The 15,424-nt window shown below is 70.4% G+C and carries 12 protein-coding genes; 5 read left to right on the forward strand and 7 right to left on the reverse strand.

What is annotated here, in order from left to right; translation table 11 throughout:
• Positions 1 to 89 precede the first annotated feature (89 nt).
• Entirely contained in the window at positions 90 to 791 is a 702-nt protein-coding gene (locus DEJ11_RS00125; RefSeq protein ID WP_111102876.1) for an NUDIX domain-containing protein, read from the forward strand.
• On the opposite strand, the gene DEJ11_RS00130 is transcribed toward DEJ11_RS00125, so the two are convergent.
• Positions 774 to 1,391, reverse strand: coding sequence for a TetR/AcrR family transcriptional regulator (locus DEJ11_RS00130; RefSeq protein ID WP_181440774.1), 618 nt, complete (start codon positions 1,389 to 1,391; stop codon positions 774 to 776). The genes DEJ11_RS00125 and DEJ11_RS00130 overlap by 18 nt on opposite strands.
• Before the next feature lie 20 nt (positions 1,392 to 1,411).
• A complete protein-coding gene (locus DEJ11_RS00135; RefSeq protein WP_111102794.1) occupies positions 1,412 to 2,947 on the reverse strand; it encodes a PucR family transcriptional regulator in 1,536 nt (511 codons plus the stop codon).
• A 92-nt stretch (positions 2,948 to 3,039) separates the two neighbouring features.
• On the opposite strand from DEJ11_RS00135, the gene gabT reads away from it, so the two are divergent.
• The 4 genes from gabT (at position 3,040) to DEJ11_RS00155 (ending at position 7,559) form a co-directional block, all read left to right on the forward strand.
• Positions 3,040 to 4,401 carry a 4-aminobutyrate--2-oxoglutarate transaminase gene (gene gabT, locus DEJ11_RS00140; protein WP_111102795.1) on the forward strand — a complete coding sequence of 454 codons (1,362 nt, stop codon included), beginning with the start codon at positions 3,040 to 3,042 and terminating at the stop codon, positions 4,399 to 4,401.
• A 68-nt stretch (positions 4,402 to 4,469) separates the two neighbouring features.
• On the forward strand, positions 4,470 to 5,957 hold the full coding sequence (locus tag DEJ11_RS00145; RefSeq protein ID WP_111102877.1) for an NAD-dependent succinate-semialdehyde dehydrogenase: 1,488 nt from the start codon (positions 4,470 to 4,472) through the stop codon (positions 5,955 to 5,957).
• Positions 5,954 to 7,324, forward strand: a complete 1,371-nt coding sequence (locus tag DEJ11_RS00150) for a flavin monoamine oxidase family protein (protein WP_111102796.1) — start codon at positions 5,954 to 5,956, stop codon at positions 7,322 to 7,324. The genes DEJ11_RS00145 and DEJ11_RS00150 overlap by 4 nt, the downstream gene beginning before the upstream one ends.
• 76 nt (positions 7,325 to 7,400) lie before the next feature.
• Positions 7,401 to 7,559, forward strand: a complete 159-nt coding sequence (locus DEJ11_RS00155) for a hypothetical protein (RefSeq protein WP_155896911.1) — start codon at positions 7,401 to 7,403, stop codon at positions 7,557 to 7,559.
• Between the two features lie 1,781 nt (positions 7,560 to 9,340).
• Here DEJ11_RS00155 and DEJ11_RS00160 read toward each other — a convergent pair.
• From DEJ11_RS00160 to DEJ11_RS00180, 5 genes are all read right to left on the reverse strand, one after another.
• On the reverse strand, positions 9,341 to 10,705 hold the full coding sequence (locus tag DEJ11_RS00160; protein ID WP_111102797.1) for an NAD-dependent succinate-semialdehyde dehydrogenase: 1,365 nt from the start codon (positions 10,703 to 10,705) through the stop codon (positions 9,341 to 9,343).
• A 22-nt stretch (positions 10,706 to 10,727) separates the two neighbouring features.
• Positions 10,728 to 12,140, reverse strand: coding sequence for an APC family permease (locus DEJ11_RS00165; RefSeq protein WP_111028824.1), 1,413 nt, complete (start codon positions 12,138 to 12,140; stop codon positions 10,728 to 10,730).
• A gap of 132 nt (positions 12,141 to 12,272) precedes the next feature.
• On the reverse strand, positions 12,273 to 13,283 hold the full coding sequence (locus DEJ11_RS00170; RefSeq protein ID WP_111102798.1) for an agmatine deiminase family protein: 1,011 nt from the start codon (positions 13,281 to 13,283) through the stop codon (positions 12,273 to 12,275).
• Positions 13,280 to 14,314: a nitrilase-related carbon-nitrogen hydrolase gene (locus DEJ11_RS00175; RefSeq protein WP_111102800.1), complete on the reverse strand. Its 1,035-nt coding sequence runs from the start codon at positions 14,312 to 14,314 to the stop codon at positions 13,280 to 13,282. Before DEJ11_RS00175 ends, DEJ11_RS00170 begins: the two co-directional genes overlap by 4 nt.
• A 448-nt stretch (positions 14,315 to 14,762) precedes the next feature.
• Complete coding sequence (locus DEJ11_RS00180; protein WP_111102801.1) at positions 14,763 to 15,416, reverse strand: DUF1345 domain-containing protein; 654 nt, start codon at positions 15,414 to 15,416, stop codon at positions 14,763 to 14,765.
• Positions 15,417 to 15,424: the final 8 nt, after the last annotated feature.

Raw genomic sequence — 15,424 nt, forward strand, 5'->3', positions numbered from 1 at the left:
CTGCACCGTCCTCTGCCGCTCCCTGGTGCGGCACATCGAGCGTACCGAGCGGACGGGGTCCTGCCGAGGTGCCCCGCTACGGTGACCGGGTGACCGACGAACGCACCACCGTCCAGCGTCCCGGAGTGGACGTCCCCGACGACCGTGGTCGGACGGGCCTCGACGCCGTGGGCCGTGCCCTCGATCGCAACCCCGACGTCGTCGTGCGGGACGTCGAGGTGGTGTCGAACGGCTGGCACGTGCTCCGCCGCACGACCCTCGACGTCCGGCGCCGTGACGGTCGGTGGGACCGGCAGCAGCGCGAGACCTACGACCGCGGGAACGGCGCGACGGTGCTGCCGTACGACGCCGAGCGCGGCACCGTCCTGCTCACGCGGCAGTTCCGGTGGCCCGCGTACGTGAACGGACACCCGGACGGCATGTTGATCGAGGCCGCGGCGGGACTGCTCGACGAGGACGATCCCGAGACCGCGGTGCGGCGTGAAGCGGTCGAGGAGCTCGGCATCCGGCTCGGTGCGCTCGAGCACCTGGGCGACGTGTTCATGAGCCCCGGTTCGGTCACCGAGCGGGTGCACTTCTACCTCGGCGCGTACACGCCGGCCGACCGGGTCGAGGCCGGGGGCGGCATTGAGGACGAGGGTGAGGACATCGAGGTGCTCGAGGTGCAGCTCGACGAGGCGCTCGCGATGGTGGCGGACGGTCGGATCGCCGACGGCAAGACGATCATGCTGCTGCAGTGGGTGGCAATGCGGTCAGTGGCACTGCGGCGGGTGTCACCCCGACAGGGCTGACCCGTCCAGGCCCACCGCTCGTGCGATCGTCGTGCGGACCAGGCCCTCGCGGGTCGGGCGGTCGAGGTAGTCGACCAGGGCGTACCCGTTGGTGGCGTCGACGAGCGCGAAGAGCAGGCGTCCGACGCCGTCCGGGTCGTCGGTGTGCAGCACCCCCGCGCGCACCCCGTCGGCGACGACCGTGGTGGCGAGGAGCTGCCAGTCGTCCATGACGTCCCGTGCCGCGGTCGCCAGTGCCGCGTTCGTGCGGCCGATGCTCCAAGCGTCCGCCCACAGGGTGGCGACGTCGTCGCGGGCGGGATCGGCGATGCAACCGAGCAGGGTGCGGAGACCGGCGACGGGGTCGGGCGCAGCGGCGACGATCGCGCGGACCTCGGCGACCTCGGCGTCCGCGACGGTGCGGAACGTCTCACCGACCAGGTCCTCCATGCTCGGGCGGTAGTGGGCGACGAGCGAGGGCGCGACCCCGATCACGGCGGCGACCCCGCGGAGCGTCACCGCCGCGAGGCCCTCGGCACGCGCCAGGTCGACGGCGGCCGCCGTGATCTGGGCTCCGCGTTCGGCCGGGCTCAGGCGCCGGCGGGCCGTTGTCGACGGCATCGTCCCACCGTATCCGCGCATCACGCGCCCTCGACCACGAAGGCTGCCCAGAGGTCGGCCCGGGTCGAGAAGACGGAGAGGTCACGGTCGAGGAGCCGACCGGCGTGCTCCACCCGGGCGCGGGCGGTGTGCCGGTGGATGCCGAGGACCCGTGCGGTGCGGTCGTACTCGCAGTTCTCCTGCAGCCAGGTCCGGACCGTGCCCGTGAGCTCGGTGCCGGCGGCGCGGTCGTGGTCGAGCAGCGGGGCGAGGAACGCGCGGGCGACCGCACCGGCGTCCACGTCGACGTGGGCGAGGTGGGCGAGCACCCCTTCTCGTGCGAGGTCGCCGAACTCGGTGGTGCCCGGGCGTCCTTCACGACGTCGGTCGAGTGCCTGCACGGCCTCGGTGCGGGCGCGTCCGAACGACCGGTACGCGGCGCCGTCGGACAGGCCGGCGCGCAGGTCGAAGCGGTCGACGAGTTCGGCGACGATCCCGGTGTCGTCCGCGGTCACGCAGAGGAACACGGCGTCGTCGACCGCGAAGAACAGGTGCCCCGGACGCTCCTGCACCCATAGTTCGAGCAGGTCCACCACGGTGTCGAGTTCGTGGTCGGGGACGTCGACGGCCGCGATCCGGACGGGTTCGGCGGGCAGCGGCCCCCACACCTCGCGGGACGTCGCCTGCACCACCTCGGGTTCGCCGACGGACAGCATCGTGAGGAGTCCGGTCCGCAGGAGTCCGCGGGCACGGGCGAGCTCGCGGTTCTGCTGCAGGGCGAGGCCGGCCAGGGCGATCACGGCCGTGACGACCTCGCGTCCGGCCCGGTCGAGTGCTCCGCCGTTCGCGATCGCGAGCACGCCGCTCAGGTGCCCGCCGCTGCCGAGCGTCTGCAGGGTGTACCCGACGCCCCGGTCCGTGGCGACCGGCAGGCTCGCCCGCTGCCCGGAGCGCAGCAGCCGCAGCGCCTCGGTCCGCAGGAGGTCGAGGTCGGCAGCGGGTAGCGCGTCGGCGGGGTGTCCGCGGTCGAGCCGACCGGAGACGTCGAACAGGCCGACCCACCCGTCGAGCTGGCGGGAGAGCTCGGCGATGGTCGCGCCGAGTCCGTCCGGTCGCATCGCGGCGAGGGAGATGGCGCGCTGCGCGGCGAGGGCCCAGGCGCCGCGCGCGTTGGCGTCCCGCGCGACCGCTTCGGCGTTGGCCTGCGCGACCGCGATGAAGGAGGTCTCGTAGGGGACCTCGAACAGCGGCAGTCCGTGCCCGGTGCAGGCGGTGACCAGGGCGTCGGGGGTGCCGGCGCGGACCACCTCGGTGCCGAACCCGAGCGCCACGACACCGCGGTCCACGAGCCGCCGGACGTAGGCCTCGGCGACGTCGTCGCGGACGTCGGCCTCGGCACCGAACTGCGTGCCGGTCGTGAGCAGCCCCTGTCCCTCGGCGAGGAACGGCGTCGGGTCCTCGAGGTCCGAGCTGTGCAGCCAGGACAGCGGGGCATCGAGGGCGTGTTCGTCCGCGTCCGTGAGTGGGCGCAGGTGGAGTTCACGCCGGTGCAGCAGGGAGCGCAGCGTTGCGGGCATGCCGTCACCCTATCCACCGGGTCGATCCGCCTGGGGGTCGATGTACGCCGTGGACAGTACGAGTGTGGGGTGGTGGCTCCTACCATCGCGGCATGTCCTCCACCGCAGCGTCCGCGACCCGACCGACCACCGGCGGCCCGTCGCTGCCCCAGGAACGACGGCTCGTCACCGCCGTCCCGGGTCCGCGATCGCAGGAGCTGCTCGCCCGGAAGGCCGGCGCCGTCGCGGCCGGGGTCGGCGTCGCCGTGCCCATCGCGGTCGTCGCGGCCGGTGGCGGCGTGGTGGTCGACGCCGACGGCAACTCGTTCGTCGACCTCGGGTCCGGGATCGCCGTGACGTCGGTGGGCAACGCCCACCCCGGCGTGGTCGCCGCCGTCACCGAGCAGGTCGCGGCCTTCACGCACACGTGCTTCACCATCGCCGCCTACGACGGGTACGTCGCCGTCGCCGAGGCGCTCAACCGGCTGACCCCCGGCGATCACGAGAAGCGGACGGCGCTGTTCAACTCCGGGGCCGAGGCCGTCGAGAACGCTGTCAAGATCGCCCGGAAGCACACCGGTCGGCAGGCCGTCGTCGTCTTCGACCACGCCTACCACGGCCGCACGAACCTGACGATGGCGCTGACCGCGAAGAACCAGCCCTACAAGAACGGCTTCGGGCCGTTCGCACCCGAGGTCTACCGCGTCCCGATGTCGTACCCGTTCCACGACGGGCTGTCGGGGCCCGAAGCGGCGAAGCGTGCGATCAGCCAGATCGAGAAGCAGGTCGGCGCCGAGAACACCGCCGCGGTCCTGATCGAACCGATCCAGGGCGAGGGCGGCTTCGTCGTCCCGGCACCGGGGTTCCTGACCGCGCTGTCCGAGTGGACCACCGCCAACGGCGTCGTGTTCATCGCCGACGAGGTGCAGACCGGGTTCGCCCGCACCGGGGCGATGTTCGCCAGCGAGCACGAGGGGATCGTGCCCGACGTCGTCACGACCGCCAAGGGCATGGCCGGCGGACTCCCGCTGTCCGGCGTGACCGGGCGTGCGGCGATCATGGACTCCGCCCACGTCGGTGGCCTCGGCGGGACGTACGGCGGCAACCCGATCGCCTGCGCCGCAGCCCTCGCGGCCATCGACGCCTTCGAGCACGACGGTTTCGTCGAGCGCGCCGGGGCGATCGGCACGGTCCTGCTCGACGCCCTGCGCAGCGCCCAGGCAGATGACCCCCGCATCGGCGACGTCCGCGGTCGAGGTGCGATGGTCGCGATGGAGCTCGTCGACCCCGCCACCGGTGATCCCGACCCCGGGCTCACCGGACGGGTGGTGCGGCACGCGTTCGAGCACGGGGTCATCGCCCTCACGGCCGGCACGTACGGCAACGTCGTGCGCTTCCTGCCGCCGCTGTCGATCGACGACGACCTGCTCCGCGACGGCCTGACCGTCGTCCTCGACGGGCTGGCCGCGTCGTGAGCGCGACCATCCCCGCGACAGCCTGGCCCAGCGTCCCCGACGCCACCGGACCAGCCGCCGAACAGGCGGTGCTCGACCGCGTCCCCACGGGCCTCCTGGTCGACGGTGTCTGGCAGCCGGCGGCCGACGACGCGACCTTCGCCGTCGTCGACCCTGCGACCGGCGAAACACTCCTGCACATCGCCGACGCCTCGCCCGAGGACGGCCGGAAGGCGCTCGACGCCGCCGTCGCCGCACGGCACGGCTGGGCGGCGACGCCGCCGCGGCAGCGCGCCGAGGTGCTGCGCCGCGCGTTCGACCTGCTGCAGGAGCGACGCGAGGAGTTCGCGCTCCTGATGACGCTGGAGATGGGCAAGCCCCTGGCCGAGGCCCGCGGCGAGGTCGCGTACGGCGGTGAGTTCCTCCGCTGGTTCTCGGAGGAAGCGGTCCGCATCGGTGGTTCGTACGGCACCAACCCCGAGGGGACCGGCCGCGCCACCGTCTCGCAGAAGCCCGTCGGGCCCGCGTTCCTGATCACGCCCTGGAACTTCCCGTTGGCGATGGCGACCCGCAAGATCGCTCCGGCGCTCGCCGCCGGCTGCACCGTCGTCGTGAAGCCGGCCGAACTGACGCCGCTGACCACCCTGCTGTTCGCCGACCTGCTCGTCGAGGCCGGCGTGCCCGCCGGGGTGGTCAACGTCGTCCCGACCACGCACGCCGCCGACGTCTCCGCGCCCGTGATCGCCGACCCCCGCCTGCGGAAGCTGTCGTTCACCGGTTCGACGCCGGTCGGACGGACGCTGCTCGGCCAGGCGGCGCAGAACGTGCTCCGGACGAGCATGGAGCTCGGGGGCAACGCCCCGTTCCTGGTGTTCGCCGACGCCGACCTCGACCTGGCGGTGGAGGGCGCGCTCGCCGCGAAGTTCCGGAACACCGGCCAGGCCTGCACCGCCGCGAACCGGTTCCTGGTGCACGAGGACGTCGCCGACGAGTTCACCCGCCGGGTCACCGAACGGGTCGCCGCGATGCGGGTCGGCCGGGGGACCGAGGACGGCGTCGCCATCGGGCCGCTCATCGACGCCCGCGCCGTGGACAAGGCGCACCGCCTGGTCACCGACGCGGTCGAGCGTGGGGCGACGGTCCGCACCGGCGGGCACCCGGTCGACGGGCCCGGCACGTTCTACGCGCCGACCGTCCTGACCGACGTGCAGCCGGGCAGTGCGATCCTCGACGACGAGATCTTCGGGCCGGTGCTCGCGATCCGCACGTTCCGCTCCGAGGACGAGGCCGTGGCCGCCGCGAACGACACCGAGTACGGTCTGGTCGGCTACGCGTTCACCGAGGACCCGGCACGCGGGCAGCGCCTGATGGAGCGGCTCGAGACCGGCATGCTGGGGCTGAACACCGGGGTCGTGTCGAACGCCTCGGCACCGTTCGGCGGCGTGAAGCAGTCCGGCCTCGGTCGCGAGGGCGGCGGCGAGGGCATCGCCGAGTACCTCGAGACCATGTACACGCTCACCCCGGACCCGTTCCGGCACACCGACAGCACCACGACCGCACAAGGAGCAGCTCGATGATCGAGAAGGACGTCGTCGTCATCGGAGCCGGTGTCGCCGGTCTCACCGCCGCGACCCGCCTGCGCGCCGCCGGCCTGCGGGTCGCCGTGCTCGAGGCCCGCGACCGCGTGGGGGGCCGCACCTGGACGAACGACATCGACGGGGTGACCCTGGAGATCGGCGGGCAGTGGGTCTCGCCCGACCAGACCGCACTGCTCGAGACCCTCGACGAGCTCGGCCTGCAGACGTACGACCGGTACCGCGAGGGCTCCAGCGTCTACATCGACGCCGACGGCACCCGGACCGAGTACACCGGCGACATCTTCCCCCTCCCCGAGGCCACGGCGAACGAGATCGAACGGCTCGTCGCCGTCGTCGACGAGTACGTCGCGAAGGTCGACCCGGCGCGCCCCTGGGAGACCCCGCACGCAGCCGCCCTCGACGAGGTCTCGTTCCGCGCCTGGCTGCACGACCTCAGCCCCGACCGGGTCGCGACCGACAACGTCGAGCTGTTCATCGCCGGCGCCATGCTCACCAAGCCCGCGCACGCGTTCTCCGCACTGCAGGCCCTGCTGATGGCGGCGTCCGCCGGCAGCTTCACCAACCTGGTCGACGCCGACTTCATCCTCGACAAGCGGGTCGTCGGCGGCATGCAGCAGGTGTCCGAACGGCTCGCCGAGCGCCTCGGCGACGACGTGCACCTGAACGCCCCGGTCCGGACGCTGCGCTGGAGCGACGACGGGGTCGTCGCGCTCGCCGACGGCGGGATCGAGGTGCACGCCCGACAGGCACTCGTCGCGGTCCCGCCGCCCCTGTACTCGCGGATCTCGTACGAGCCGCCGCTGCCCCGACGCCAGCACCAGCTGCACCAGCACCTGTCGATGGGCTTCGTGATCAAGGTGCACGCCGTCTACGACCGTCCCTTCTGGCGTGCGGCGGGCCTGTCCGGCACCGCGTTCAGCCCGTACGAGGTCGTGCACGAGGCGTACGACAACACCTCGCACGGTTCCGAGCAGGGCACGCTGGTCGGGTTCGTCTCCGACCAGCACGCCGACGACCTGTTCGCGCTGTCGACCGAGGAACGGCGAGCCCGGGTGCTCGCCTCGCTGGCGCACTACTACGGTGACGAGGCCCTGTCGCCGGTCGTCTACTACGAGAGCGACTGGGGCACCGAGGAGTGGACGCGCGGCGCCTACGCGGCGAGCTTCGACCTGGGCGGGCTCGTCCGCTACGGCGCCGACCAGCGTGCCGCGGTCGGTCCGATCCGCTTCGCCTCGAGCGACCTGGCCGGGCAGGGCTACCAGCACGTCGACGGTGCCGTGCGCATCGGGCGCGAGGTCGCCGAGGAGATCCTGGCGGTCGTTCCGCAGGCCGCTGCGACGAGGTAACCGCCTCGGTGGGTCACGGCTGGGTGACCTGTCCAGGTACTGACGTACCCAGGCGCTCGCGCGTACCGTCCGGGCCATGAGTGACGCAGCGAACGGGTCCAGCGACCCCACCAAGGACCAGGAGCAGTACACCGAGGACCTGCCGGACGGGTCGCCCACGGGCGACGCGACGGAGGACCCGCAGCAGGACAGCGACACGGACTCCGGCGGCGAGCCCGCCGACCCGCAGCAGTAGCGGCGACCGATTGACGGACGGGAGGCGCGGTGCCAGCTGGCAACGCGCCTCCCGTCCGTCGTGGGGCCGGCTGCAACACACCGGCGTCTTGATCGGACGCAGTCAGGTCAGCGAGACGCCGCCGGATTCGGCGGCGTTCTCCGCGTTGCGCGGTGTCGAAACGTGACGACGGAGTCTTGCGATCGCGATGCGCTCCGCTGATGACCAGACGGACGGGAGGCCCGTGGCGGATTCGCCACGGGCCTCCCGTTCGCGGTCCCGTCAGCCCAGGGCGACGAGCTGCGCCGCCGCCGCGGGTCCCGCCGAGGCGATTGTGTTCCTCGCGACCGCCGCAGCGTCGTTTGTGCGCGGCGCGGTCCTGCCGGTGGACGGCGGGCGGATTGCGGTCTGAGACCGGACCACGCGCGACCGGACCAGGTGACGGACGGAAGGCGCGGTGCCGGCTGGCACTGCGACCTCCGTCATCTAGGACGAAGCGAACTCGAGGCATCTCGACGACTCCATGGACGTGTCGCCACTCGAGGGTGCCGACGTTGCCCTGCACCAATCGAACCGAAGAGGACGGTCGTACCACCGCCAAGGAGGAGGGATCCTGTCGTGAGCCAGAATGTCTCCACCCTGCTGATCCTGCGTGCCTCTGACTGGTCGGTGTATGAGACCACAGGCGAGTACCCAGCGGGCGGGCCCTCTAATGGGCCTTCGCGAGAGATGGCAGAAATTACACCTGCATTGAGGATCGCCTCGCCGGTTTCGTCCACTATCTCAATCTTCCGATCCAAGGCAGCGATCGGATAGCGATTGACAGCGATGCCCCCGATGCGCGAAATCGCTAAGGCATTCGAGGGCAATGTGTGTATTACGGGCTGTCGAATGAGGTGTTGCGATCCGGATGATATCGAGTTCGCAATCCCAGGGGTGATCTCAAGTCGAATCAGAGGTTGCTTCACGCCAACGTCTGCGGGACGGCTGATATGAAATGGCTCGTCGACGCGAATAGCCAAGTACTCGGTGTTCGCTGGGCCGTCTGCGGCGAAGACTTTGAGGCGTGATGATTTCGCTGCAAGGACCCGTAGTGACTTTTTCCGTGGCCCGCCGTAGTACAGCGTCGCTGGTGACGGCGCGGAGGCAAAGTCGATTCGGGCTGTGAGCCGTTTGATGTGCGCTTCGGCAAGATTGAAGTACAACCACTTCGGCTCCAGGCACTCCGCCGCGGTATTGCAATCGAAAAGCAGCGAGTCAGCTGGGCTCTGGATCTCGATTGCATAGGTATTGCGCGGACGGGGGCCCAGGTGCGCCTCGGTTACGATAGTGGCGTTCAATCGCTGTCGAGTAGATGATGTGACCTCAATTGAGGAGGCCCGCACTCCAGCGACTTTGGTCCCGTTGTTCGTCGATGTGACGGCGTGTGGTGGCCCGGGGTCAGTGAGCACATATGAGAATCCAGCGAGCGCCCCAAGCACTACGAGTATCGCGCCAAGTCGCCAGTGCACGGGTGGATTTGAGGTGGAGGTTCTTCGTAGGCCACTCTCGGCTCGTGGGCTTCCGTGGTCGACCGATCGGTGTCTCGATGTTGGTTTGGCTACGAGGAAAATCATTGCAATCAGGAGGGCCAGGCTGCGCACCCGGACACCGTAGCATGTCAAATATCAAGAGCATCGCTATTGTTCTGTTCCGCTGAACGCCTGGCGTTATCTCGGGGGAGAGACGTAAGACGGTGACTATCGGATCAGGGCCTGCCGTCGAGCCAAAGTAGTCGACCGCTACGCCCCCAACAGCGTCGGTCAGCCGATGCGGATCAGCTTCTTGTTCACGAACTCGTCGGCCCCCAGGGGGCCGAGCTCGCGGCCGAAGCCGCTGCCCTTGACGCCACCGAACGGCAGCTCCGGGCTGTCCGCGCCGACGATGTTCACGTAGACCATGCCGGCCTCGATCCGGTCGGCGACCCGGAGTGCCTGGTCGGAGTCGGTGGTGAACAGGTACGAGCCGAGGCCGTACGGGGTGTCGTTCGCCAGGGCGATCGCCGCGTCCTCGTCGGCGACGCGGTACACGGCGGCGACGGGGCCGAAGAACTCCTCGCGGTAGGCGTCGTTGTCCGGTGTGACGTCGGTCAGGATCGTCGGCAGGAAGGCGTTGCCCTGGCGGTCGCCGCCGGTCACGACCGTCGCACCCTGCGCGACGGCGGCAGCGAGCTGTTCCTGCAGCCGGTCGGCCGCGGCCGGGGACGACAACGGACCGAGTTCGGCACCGGGCACGCTCGGATCGGTCGGTTCGACCGCCGAGATCGCCGTGGTGAACTTCGCCAGGAACTCGTCGTACAGGCCGTCGACCACCAGGAACCGCTTCGGGGCGTTGCAGACCTGGCCGTTGCCCTCGAGCCGGGTGATGACGGCGGACTCGACGACGGCGTCCAGGTCGTCGGTGGAGAGCACGATGAAGGGGTCCGAGCCGCCGAGTTCGAGCACCACCTTCGTCAGGTTCCGGCCGGCGATCTCGGCGACCGCGGCGCCGGCGCGCGCCGAACCGGTGAGCGAGACGCCCTGCACGCGCGGGTCGGCGATGACGTCGGCGACCTGGTCGTTCGTCGCGAACACGTTCGTGTAGGCCCCGTCCGGGAAGCCGGCGTCGTGGAAGATCCCCTCGATGGCCAGGGCGGACTCCGGGCACTGCGGTGCGTGCTTCAGCAGGACGGTGTTGCCGATGACCAGGTTCGGTCCGGCGAACCGGGCGATCTGGTACGCGGGGAAGTTCCACGGCATGATGCCGAGCACGACGCCGATGGAGGCCTTGCGGATGAACGCGGACCCCTCGGACCCGTCCGCCAGGGGGATCGGCTGGTCGGCCAGGAACTCCTCGGCGTGGTCGGCGTAGTAGTCGTAGATGTCGGCGCAGAAGTCGACCTCGCCCTCGGCCTGGTCGATCGGCTTCGCCATCTCGCGCACGATCGTGGCGGCGAGTTCGGCGTGCCGCTCCCGGTACAGGTCCGCGACCCGGTGGAGCAGGGCTGCACGGTCGGCGACCGTCGTCGTCCGCGACCACTCGGTGTGCGTGCGGTCGGCGGCTGCGACGGCGTCGTGCAGCTCGGCGTCCGTGATGGTCGGGTAGGTCTCGAGGGTCGTGCCCGTGGTGGGGTCGGTGACGGCGTACATGGCGTCCTCTCGTGGTGGCCGGTCAGGCCTGGTCGGTCAGCTGCTTGTTCACACCGGTGACGGGCTGGTTCTCGTCGAAGCCCTTCGGTGCGACCCGGAAGCCCTTCGTGATGACGAGCAGGTAGACGAACCCGATCGCCGCCCACACTCCTCCTGCGATCAGGGCGTCGGCATGGAGCTGCGACCAGAGCACCCCGGTCAGGAGCATCGCGACCCCCGGCAGCACGATGTAGCGCCAGCGGTCGCCCGCCGTGTGACGGCGTCCGTTCCGGATCGCGAAGTGCACGATCACGGTGGCGTTGACGAAGGTGAACGCGATGAGCGCGCCGAAGTTGATGTAGGCCGCGATCGTGTCGAGCGAGAAGCTCATCGCCAGCAGGGTGACCGCGCCGACGAAGACGACGTTGAACACCGGGGTGTGCGTGCGGGGGTGCACGTAGCCGAAGACCCGCTTCGGCAGGACGTTGTTCCGGCCCATCACCATGAGCATGCGGGCGACGCTGGCGTGCGACGCGAGACCCGAGGCGAGTGCGGCGACGAACCCGGCCGACACGAGGACCGCCTGGAACACCGGACCGCCGACGAGCAGGCCGATCTGGGGGAGCGGGTCGTCGGTGAACTCGCCGAACGGTGCGTTGGTGGGGAAGCGGAGCTGGGCGAAGTAGGCGGAGACCAGGAAGATCGCGCCGCCGAGCAGTACGGTCAGCATGATCGCCTTCGGCATGATGCGGATCGACTTCGCCTCTTCCGTGTACATCGTCACGGCGTCGAAGCCGATGAACGAGAAGCACACCACCGTCGCTCCGGTGAGCAGGGCCGACATCGTCACGCCGTCGTGCACGAAGGGTTCGGCGCTGACGATCGTGCCCGCGCCGGCACCGTGGGTGAGCTCGATGACGGTGAAGACCACGAACGCGATCATCGCCAGGACCGCACCGATGAGCAGCACCATGTTCAGGTTCGATGTGCCGCGCATCGACAGGCAGATCACCGTCGTCACGAACACCGTGTACACGACGACGGTCACCCACGGGGGCAGCCCCGGGAACACCTGCTCCAGGTAGAGCCGGATGATCAGGGCGTTCACCATCGGCAGCAGCAGGTAGTCGAGCAGTGACGCCCAGCCCACCATGAAGCCGAGGTTCGGGTGCATCGACTCCCGGACGTACGTGTACGCGGAACCGGCGGCGGGGTAGACGCGCACCATCTTCCCGTAGCTGATCGCGGTGAGCGCCATGATGACGAGGGCGATGAGGTACGCGCTCGGCACCGCGCCGTCGGTCTGCTCGGAGACGATCCCGAAGGTGTCGAACACGACCGTCGGGGTCATGTAGCCGAGGCCGAGTCCGACGATCGCCCAGAGCCCGAGGCTCCGCTTCAGCGACCCGCCGCGCACCGGTGCTGCCGGCGCGGTGACCGCGATCGGTGATGCCATGTGACTTCCCTGCTCTTGGGGCCGGGCAGCGTCGCCCGGATCAGTTCGGAGCACCATACCGACGGGTCGGCAGTGGGCGGACCGGCCGCGGTGTACAGGTGAGCGGCACCCGCTGTACACCGCGGCGGTGGTTCAGGCCACCGGTTGCTGCTGCGTGATGCAGTGCAGCCCACCACCCCGCGCGAACACCTGTCTCGCGTCGATCGAGCGGACCCGTCGGCCCGGGTACGCCTCGGCGAGGATGCCCCTGGCGCGGTCGTCAGCGACCGGGTCGCCGAAGGCGCAGGCGATCACGGCGTCGTTCACCACGACGTGGTTCACGTAGTTCCAGTCCACCGGTCCACCGTCGTCCGACAGCGTCGACGGGGCCGGCAACTCGATGATCGTCGCGTCGGTCGCCTGCTCGAGCGCTCGCCGGATCTGGGGCATCACCAGGTGGTCCGGGTGGCCCGCATCCGGCTGGGCGTGCAGCAGGACCGTGCCCGGGTCGGCGAAGGTCGCCACCATGTCGACGTGGCCCCGGGTGCCGAAGCCGTCGTAGTCGCGCGTCAGACCGCGGGGCAGCCAGATCACCCGTGTGGCGCCGATCGTGCGCGCCAGCTCCAGCTCGACGCGCTCCCGGTCGGCGTACGGGTTCCGGCGCGGGTCGAGCTGCACCGTCTCCGTCACGAGCACGGTGCCGGCGCCGTCGACGTGGATCGCCCCGCCCTCGTTGACGAGCAACGACGGGATCCGCGTGGCTCCCGCAGCACCGGCGACCGTGGCGGCGACCTCGGCGTCACGCGTCCAGGTCGACCACGGGTTCGCGCCCCAGCCGTTGAAGACCCAGTCGACTGCGCCGAGTCGCCCGGTGTCGTCGTCGACGACGAACGTCGGGCCGATGTCGCGCATCCAGAAGTCGTCGAGCGGCGCCTCGAGCACGTCCACGCCGGACGACAGCAGGCGACCGGCATCCGCCCGTGCGACCGGGTCCACGACGACGGTGACCGGCTGGTGCTCGCTGATCGTGTTGGCCGTGGTCGCCCATGCCAGACGCGCGGCGTCGGCGCTCGCCGCGTCGTCGCCGAGCGTCAGGCCGGGGCGCGGGAACGCCATCCACGTGCGTTCCTGCGGAGCCGTCTCGGGAGGCATCACCCACGTCATGCGCGCGCCCCGCGTCCGGTGGTGGCCGGTTCCACGGCCAGGGCTGCGTCGATCGCGTCGCGTGCGCCGTACGCGTGGCGTTCCTCGTCCACGGGTTCGACGAGTCCGGCGTACAGGTCGGGGCGCCGGGTCACGTAGAAGGGGAACAGTCGGAGCCACTCCGTCCGGGCGTCGAGGTCGAGGTCGGCGACGAGCACCACGCTCGCGTCACGGGGAGCCTCGACGAGCACGCGGCCGAACGGGTCCGAGATGAAGGATGAGCCGTAGAAGGTGATGTCGCCCTCGTCGCCCCACCGGTTCGGCACGACCATGAACTGTCCGGCGGTGATGCCGTTCGCCACGATCACCCGCTGCCAGATCGGCGCGGTGTCGAAGTCGGGGAAGGTCGGTTCGGAGCCGATCGCCGTCGGGTACACGAGCACCTCGGACCCGGCGAGGCCGTAGGACCGGGCCACCTCGGGGAACCACTCGTCCCAGCAGGTCGGCAGCCCGAGGCGCGCGCCGAGTCCGGCGGGCTCGTACACCGGGAAGGCATCGTCGTCGGTCCCCGGGCGGAAGTACGTGTCCTCGTGGTAGCCGGCGCTGATCGGGATGTGGGTCTTCCGGGTCCGGCCGACCAGGGTGCCGTCGGGGGCGAGGAGGACGGCGGTGTTGTAGCCGCGGGGGTCGTCGGGCTGGTCGTCGTCGTCCGGTCGCTCGTACAGCGAGGCGTGCACGAACACCCCGTGCTCGATCGCCTGGGCACGGGCGAAGGTGACGGTCGGACCGTCCTGCAGCGACTCGGCGAGGTCCTTCGGGGTCCCGCTCGCCGGGGTGTCGCCGGGGTAGCGGCGCAGCGTGAGTTCGGGCAGGAACACCGCGGTGGCTCCGTGCGCTGCGGCGGTCGCGATGCCGTCGGCGAGCTGGGCCAGGTGCTCGTCCGGGTCGGGGAGCCACCGCATCTGGACGAGGGCGACGCGGAGGGACCGGCGGGGTGCGCCGGTGTCGGCGTGCAGCGGCGACGGGAGCGAGGGTGTGGTGACGACGTCCATGCCGCCATTGTTGATCACGCGGTCAATTGAAGCAAGACCCCGGCTTGGTCGTCGAATATCAGTATGCTGGTTCCGGGTTCGTGTCGTCGCCGGGACGTGGGCCCGGGCAGAGAAGAAGCCCACCACTGCAGCAACAGTGGTGGGCTTCGATTTGTCCTCCGAGTGGAGAACGAGGGACGAACTGGGTCCCGAGCCTGAAACTCGGAGCCAGTGTAACGCGCTCGTCGAGCGAGTTGCATCCCTCGGCCTGCACTTCTCGTGTCCGCCGGCGCTGACACGAAGGTGGTCCGATGTCGAACGACACCGAACCGCGTCGCGGCCGTCCGGTGCCGTGGCTGGGGATCGCGAGCTTGCTCGTGACCGTGGCCCGGTTCCTGGTCGAGCTGTGGCGCAAGGGCTGAGCCCCAGGGCACCCCGCGCATCTCGCGCGGGGTGCCCGTCGGGTGGGTCAGCTGATGATGTTGACCGCGCGCGAGATGACCAGCGCCAGCAGGATGAACCCGCTGAGCGCCTGGTAGGCCATGATCATCTTCGCCCGGACGGTCATCGGCATCGTGTCCGTCGGGCTGAACGCCATCATGTTCGTCATCGCCACGTAGAGGTAGTCGAGGTAGACCGGCCGCCAGTCCGCGGTCTTCGGGTCGGTCTCCTGCGGGAACTGGAAGTCCGCCTCGGCCGTCGACCACAGTTCGGGGCGACGCCGTGCCACCGGACCCCCGCGGTCGAGCTCCCAGTAGACGAGCCCGAACACGATGATCGTGCTCACCCAGACCTGCAGCGCGGTGAGCAGCACGGCCGCACCGTCCGCGTGGCCGCCGAGCAGCTCGGTGATGGTCCGGATGACGGTGAGCTGGCTGGCGACGGTGAGCAGAGCCGCCAGTGCGAACGACAGCCACCGTGACCACGTGGTCTCGCGCGTCAGACGCCGCGGGTTGAAGACGATGAGCGGGGCGAGCAGCAGGACGCCCAGGACGGGCACCACCCACGACGGGAAGAACAGCACCTCGTCGGGCAGGAACAGGCTCAGCGCCAGGTTCACCAGGACCGCGACGGCGACCGGTGCCCGGTGTTCGTGTCGCGGTCGGGTCCTCGTCAGGGTCACGGAGCGAG

The sequence above is a fragment of the Curtobacterium sp. MCLR17_058 genome (assembly GCF_003234705.2).
Classification (GTDB): Bacteria; Actinomycetota; Actinomycetes; order Actinomycetales; family Microbacteriaceae; genus Curtobacterium; species Curtobacterium flaccumfaciens.

Bases quoted from the DNA above. Each gene is read 5' to 3' on its own strand.
- DEJ11_RS00170 (WP_111102798.1), bottom strand. From the start codon at position 13,283: ATGACGTGGGTGATGCCTCCCGAGACGGCTCCGCAGGAACGCACGTGG.
- DEJ11_RS00165 (WP_111028824.1), bottom strand. From the start codon at position 12,140: ATGGCATCACCGATCGCGGTCACCGCGCCGGCAGCACCGGTGCGCGGC.
- DEJ11_RS00155 (WP_155896911.1), top strand. From the start codon at position 7,401: ATGAGTGACGCAGCGAACGGGTCCAGCGACCCCACCAAGGACCAGGAG.
- DEJ11_RS00130 (WP_181440774.1), bottom strand. From the start codon at position 1,391: ATGCCGTCGACAACGGCCCGCCGGCGCCTGAGCCCGGCCGAACGCGGA.
- gabT (WP_111102795.1), top strand. From the start codon at position 3,040: ATGTCCTCCACCGCAGCGTCCGCGACCCGACCGACCACCGGCGGCCCG.
- DEJ11_RS00135 (WP_111102794.1), bottom strand. From the start codon at position 2,947: ATGCCCGCAACGCTGCGCTCCCTGCTGCACCGGCGTGAACTCCACCTG.
- DEJ11_RS00160 (WP_111102797.1), bottom strand. From the start codon at position 10,705: ATGTACGCCGTCACCGACCCCACCACGGGCACGACCCTCGAGACCTAC.
- DEJ11_RS00150 (WP_111102796.1), top strand. From the start codon at position 5,954: ATGATCGAGAAGGACGTCGTCGTCATCGGAGCCGGTGTCGCCGGTCTC.
- DEJ11_RS00175 (WP_111102800.1), bottom strand. From the start codon at position 14,314: ATGGACGTCGTCACCACACCCTCGCTCCCGTCGCCGCTGCACGCCGAC.